Annotated in this window: 4 protein-coding genes; 3 read left to right on the top strand and 1 reads right to left on the bottom strand. The window is 47.9% G+C overall.

Annotated features, from left to right (window positions below; translation table 11 throughout):
* A partial coding sequence (locus AC1DXC_RS10375; protein WP_477459077.1) for a hypothetical protein occupies positions 1-190 on the top strand: 190 nt, incomplete at its 5' end.
* Between the two features lie 178 nt (positions 191-368).
* A complete protein-coding gene (locus tag AC1DXC_RS10370) occupies positions 369-1,778 on the top strand; it encodes an ATP-dependent DNA helicase (RefSeq protein WP_477459076.1) in 1,410 nt (469 codons plus the stop codon).
* Positions 1,779-1,876: 98 nt separating this feature from the next.
* Here AC1DXC_RS10370 and AC1DXC_RS10365 read toward each other — a convergent pair whose 3' ends face one another.
* Positions 1,877-3,208: a sensor histidine kinase gene (locus tag AC1DXC_RS10365; protein ID WP_477459075.1), complete on the bottom strand. Its 1,332-nt coding sequence runs from the start codon at positions 3,206-3,208 to the stop codon at positions 1,877-1,879.
* A 189-nt stretch (positions 3,209-3,397) separates the two neighbouring features.
* On the opposite strand from AC1DXC_RS10365, the gene clpB reads away from it, so the two are divergent.
* Positions 3,398-5,989, top strand: coding sequence for an ATP-dependent chaperone ClpB (gene clpB / locus AC1DXC_RS10360; protein ID WP_477459074.1), 2,592 nt, complete (start codon positions 3,398-3,400; stop codon positions 5,987-5,989).
* The last annotated feature ends 11 nt before the right edge of the window (positions 5,990-6,000 follow it).

The following is a 6,000-nucleotide window of genomic DNA, read 5'->3' as shown; positions in this document are numbered from 1 at the left end:
GCAAAAAACCGGTATCATAGTTTTCAACAAAAGAAAGGAGCCTACAAAAAGAAAAAAAGAAGCAAAAAAAGAAAAACGTGTTGGAATATGGAAAACTGAAGGAGTTTCCCACATTCCAACACGACAAGCAAACCACAACAATTATTCTTTATCTTTAGAAAAGGGTAAACCTAATTCAGGACTAAAATAAAGTGTAAACCAACAACAGGACTAATCAGTAAAAGTGTAAACTTTTTTCAGGACGAGACAATATGTCTCGTCCTGAAATAGGTTTACACAAGACAACACCTGATGTGTACCCAACAAATTCCTCGTCAAAATTTCACCTTATCTACGTCAACTCCTGTTCTTAATCTGCATTTTTGCGTGTGCCCGCATCAGAACTCATATCTCCATCCTTCCCGCATCAGCCTAACGCTCAGCAAAACGAGCTGTTCGGCAAACTGCACCGTTTCTTACTGAGCGATGAGGGCCATGAGTGCTTTATACTGCGGGGTTATGCCGGTACGGGCAAAACCACGGTGGTGGGGGCTTTGGTGCAGGCGTTAAAATATTACGATTACAAATCGGTGTTGCTGGCACCTACGGGCCGCGCGGCAAAGGTAATTACCAATTACAGCGGGCGCAAAGCGTTCACCATCCACAAACGTATTTACCGCAAAAAATCAGCAGTGAATATGGATGAGGCCTTCAAACTAAACGATAACCTGGCCACAAATACCCTTTTCATTGTAGATGAAGCCTCCATGATATCCGATGAGCATAGCGGCTTCAATGGTTCTACTTTGCTGCTCGATCTGCTTAAATTCGTGTATAACGGCCGCAACTGCAAGCTGATGCTGGTTGGCGATACCGCTCAGCTCCCGCCCGTAGGTTCTATAGACAGCCCGGCGCTGGATAGCAAGCTGATGAAGGATAAGTTTATGCTGGAGGTACACAGCTACGAACTGACCGACGTACTGCGTCAGCAGCAGGATTCGGGTATCCTGTATAACGTTACCGAGGTGCGCGATATCATCCGCCGCGAAGAGGAGGACTATCCCCAGATTGTTACCGAGGGCTACAAGGATGTTATCCGTATGACCGGCGCCGACCTGGAGGAGGAGTTAAGTACCGCTTATCATAAATACGGGTATGATGGCACGCTCATTATTTGCCGCAGCAACAAAAACGCCAACCAATACAACATGCAGATCCGCAACCGTATTTTAATGCGGGAAGAAGAACTCACCGGCGGCGATCAACTGATGATCGTCCGTAATAATTACTTCTGGCTGCAAACCGACGAGGAGGGCAGCACGGCATTCATAGCCAATGGCGATATCGTAAAACTGCGCAAAGTTCGCCGCATGGAAGAAATGTATGGTTTCCGCTTTGCGGATGTGCAACTGGAATTTATCGATTACGCCGAGGACCCGGTGCTGGATTGCAAGATACTCATCGATACCCTATACTCCGAAGCCCCCGCGCTAACCCCCGATAACCAGAAACGCCTGTACCTGGAGGCCATGAAAGATTACGAGCACATACACAATAAACGCGAAAAGCACGAGCAATTAAAACTGAACCCATACTACAATGCCCTGCAGGTAAAATTTGCCTACGCCATTACCTGCCACAAGGCCCAGGGCGGCCAATGGGAAGCCGTGTTCGTAGATCAGGGTTACCTCACCGAAGAAATGGTGAATACCGACTTCCTCCGCTGGTTCTACACCGCCTGTACCCGCGCAACGGAGAAATTGTATTTGGTGAATTTTAACGAGAAGTTTTTTGTCTGAACTCGAATTCAAGGAATTCATCGAATTTACAGAAGACAAGCGCCTTAATTCTGTAAATCATTAAAATTCGACAAATTCGAGTTCAGACAAAGACTAAACTACCCCGCCTGTGGCAACTCAACCGTAAAGGTGCTGCCTTTGCCTTCTATGCTCGATACGCTTATCTTACCACCATGGCTCTCTACGATATGTTTTACAATGCTTAAGCCAATGCCGGTAGATTGCTCGCCCTTGAGGCCGGTGCGCCCCGCCCCGCTGAAACGGTCGAATATTTTGGGCAGTATAGCCTTGGGGATGCCCATGCCATGGTCGGTTACTTTAATAATGATGCGCTCTTTTGCCCGGCTTAGGTGTACCTCAACTATATCAACATCGTTAGAGAATTTAAGGGCATTGCTTATGAGGTTGTCTATCACCCTCGGGAATTTGTCGTGGTTTATCAGCGCGTAGGCCTCGTTGGTGTCGCTTATCAGCACTACCCGGTTGCGGCCGCCTAGCTGTACACGCCAGGTGTTCACCATGTTTTGCAGCAGGTTGTTCATCTCGGTACGGCTGGTATCAAAGTTCGTGGTGCCCTCATTACGCGCGGCCTCCAACAGGTCGTCGATAATGTTGCGTGCTTTAACACAACTATCGCGCATCATTTTCAGGTTATCCTGTGTGTCTTCGTCTATGTCTTCCATCTCCATCATCATGGCTATTGATTCTACGGCTGCTATGGGGTTGCGCAGATCATGCGCTACGGTGCCTAGTACCTGATTCTTGAAAGCGTTGGCCTGCTCAATCACGGTGTTCTTCTCGCGTATTTCTATCACCTGCAGGTAATAGTTGGCTTTGTAAGTGAAAAAGTAGCGTGAGGTTAAAAAGAAGCCTGCTATCAAAATCATCGATATCATTTGATTGTATATCATTTCTGTAGCATCGGCCTGGGCGTGGAAAAGCAGCGCCGTGAACAGCAATTCGATGCCTATCAGCAGCACCACGGTTTCGTAATACTCAAATACAAAAAGTACGCTCACCAAACTCAGGGCTACCAGGTAAAGCGTGAGGGCGTTGCTGGGGTCGGCAGTGGCGATAAAGCTGGAATACATGCCGCTGACGATGATGTACAGTGAAAAAACAAATACAAACAAAGCCATGGCGGCATTGCCTTTTTTGGTTTTTTGGAAATGGTTGATGAATAAATGGCTGGCGATGTAAAAGAATGGTGTTACAGCGATGTATATCCAGTTGGTAAAGCTAAATTCGGGGAAGTTTTGGGCCCGGGTAAGGCTCTCGGGGAATATGTGGTACAGGATGCGAATAACCAGGTTAAGCGTAAGGAATACCAAACTGGCCCTCCGTAAGCTGAGCAAATTTTGATAGGTATAATAGTTGCGGTACGCGTTGGCGTACTTTGCCGGTAACTTCGAAAAATAATGCGTATCCAATGGTTATTTCAGTAAGGGTAGGCAAAGGTATTTATTTGCAAACCAAAATTAAGATATTTCCTTATAAAGCAATGTCATCCCGTCTGTCCTGAAAGTTTTTTATAGACAAATTGGCTGCGCCTGGTGCAATTAGATGTCAAACTTTCATAAAACATAGCGTGGCAATAGTTTTGAGCATAAGCAATTACCATGAATTTCAACAATTTTACCATAAAAGCACAGGAAGCCGTGCAGAAGGCATCCGATATAGCAACCGGCAACCAGCAGCAGGCCATTGAGACCGCGCACCTGCTAAAAGGCTTGCTTTTGGTTGATGAAAACGTAATAACCTACCTGCTTAAAAAGCTGAATGTTAACCTGAACAGGCTTAACGAAACGCTGGATACGCAGATAACCTCGTTCCCCAAAGTAAGCGGGAGCAATGTGTACCTGTCGTCCGCAGTGAACTCCACTTTACAAAAAGCACAATCGTACCTTAAAGAATTTAAAGACGAATTCGTATCCGTAGAGCACCTATTGCTGGGCGTATTAGCCGCAGGCGATAAAACAGCATCTGCCCTCAAAGATTTCGGCGTAAACGAAAAAGACCTTAAGAAAGCCATCACCGCGTTACGCGGCGATAACAAAGTTACCGACCAAAATGCCGAAGCCACTTACAACGCGCTTAATAAGTACGCCCGTGACCTGAATGAATACGCCGAAAGCGGCAAGCTCGACCCGGTTATAGGGCGCGACGAAGAAATACGCCGCGTTATACAGATACTATCGCGCCGTACCAAAAACAACCCGATTCTGGTTGGCGAGCCAGGCGTGGGTAAAACCGCTATTGCCGAGGGCATTGCCTTCCGTATCATCAAAGGCGATGTGCCCGAGAGCCTGAAAACCAAAACCGTTTTCTCGCTGGATATGGGCGCGCTGATTGCCGGTGCCAAGTATAAAGGCGAGTTTGAAGAACGCCTGAAAGCCGTCATAAAAGAAGTGATACAAAGCGATGGCGAGATTATCCTCTTTATCGATGAGATACACACCTTGGTTGGTGCAGGCGGCGGCGAAGGTGCCATGGATGCGGCCAATATTTTAAAGCCGGCCCTGGCCCGTGGCGAATTACGAGCCATCGGCGCGACCACGCTGAATGAGTACCAGAAATACGTTGAGAAAGATAAAGCCCTCGAACGCCGTTTCCAGAAGGTATTGGTAGATGAACCGGATACTGCCGATGCTATATCTATCCTGCGTGGATTGAAGGAACGCTACGAGGCACACCACAAGGTGCGCATTAAAGACGAGGCAATTATAGCCTCCGTAGAAATGTCGCAACGTTATATATCCGACAGATTTTTGCCCGATAAGGCTATCGATTTGATGGATGAAGCCGCTTCTAAACTCCGTTTGGAGATGGATTCCGTACCCGAAGCGGTTGACGAACTGGAACGCCGCATTATGCAGCTGGAGATAGAGCGCGAAGCCATCAAACGCGAGAAAGACGACCGCAAAGTTGCCGAACTGAGCGAAGAGATCGCCAACCTATCGGCCGAGCGCGATTCCCTGCGGGCTAAATGGCAGGGCGAAAAGGATATCGTAAATGGCATTAACCAAAAGGTTGAGCAGATAGAAAACTATAAGTTGGAGGCCGAGCAGGCCGAACGTGCAGGCGATTACGGCAAGGTAGCCGAGTTGCGCTACGGTACCATTGTACAGGCGCAGCAGGAAGTTGAAAAACTGAAAGCTGCTTTGGCGGAAAACCCCGATGACAGCCGCATGCTGAAAGAGGAAGTTACTGCCGACGATATTGCCGGCGTGGTAAGCCGTTGGACGGGCATCCCCGTGAGCAAAATGATCCAAAGCGAGCGCGAAAAACTATTGCATTTGGAAGAGGAATTGCACAAACGCGTAGCAGGGCAGGAGGAGGCCATTGAGGCCATCAGTGATGCCATACGCCGCAGCAGGGCAGGGCTACAGGATAAACGCAAGCCAATCGGCTCGTTCATCTTCCTGGGGACAACCGGCGTGGGTAAAACCGAATTGGCCAAAGCATTAGCCGAATACTTGTTCAACGATGAGAACTCGTTAGTAAGGATTGACATGAGCGAGTACCAGGAAAGGCATTCCGTATCGCGATTGATAGGAGCGCCTCCGGGCTATGTGGGTTACGATGAAGGCGGTCAGTTAACCGAGGCCGTACGCAGAAAGCCATACAGTGTGGTATTATTGGATGAGATTGAAAAGGCCCACCCGGATGTGTTCAATATCCTGTTACAGGTATTGGACGATGGGCACCTTACCGATAACAAGGGCCGTGTGGTGAACTTTAAGAACACCATCATCATCATGACCTCCAACATCGGCTCTAATATTATCCAGGAGAACTTCCAGGATTTGGAAGACAAAAACCGCGATGCCGTGATAGCCAAAACCAAGAACGATTTGTTCAACGTGTTGCGCGCTACCATCCGTCCCGAGTTTTTGAACCGGATAGACGAGATCATCATGTTTACCCCGCTTAGTCGCGACGAGATAACCGACATTGTGAAACTGCAATTTAAACAATTGCAAAACACACTGGCCGAACTGGGCATCACCATAGAAGCATCGGAAGAAGCTCTCGACTGGCTGGCCCAATTGGGTTACGACCCGCAGTTCGGTGCCCGTCCGCTGAAACGGGTGATACAGAAAAAGATAATGAACGAGCTGTCGAAACAGATCCTATCCGGTGCGGTAGATCGCGACAGCAAGATAAAACTGGATATGTTTGATAACAACTTTGTGTTTATGAATTCTTGACAGTGAGTTTA

The sequence above is a fragment of the Mucilaginibacter sp. P2_D11 genome (assembly GCF_056404435.1).
This window is presented reverse-complemented; position numbering and strand designations above follow the sequence as displayed.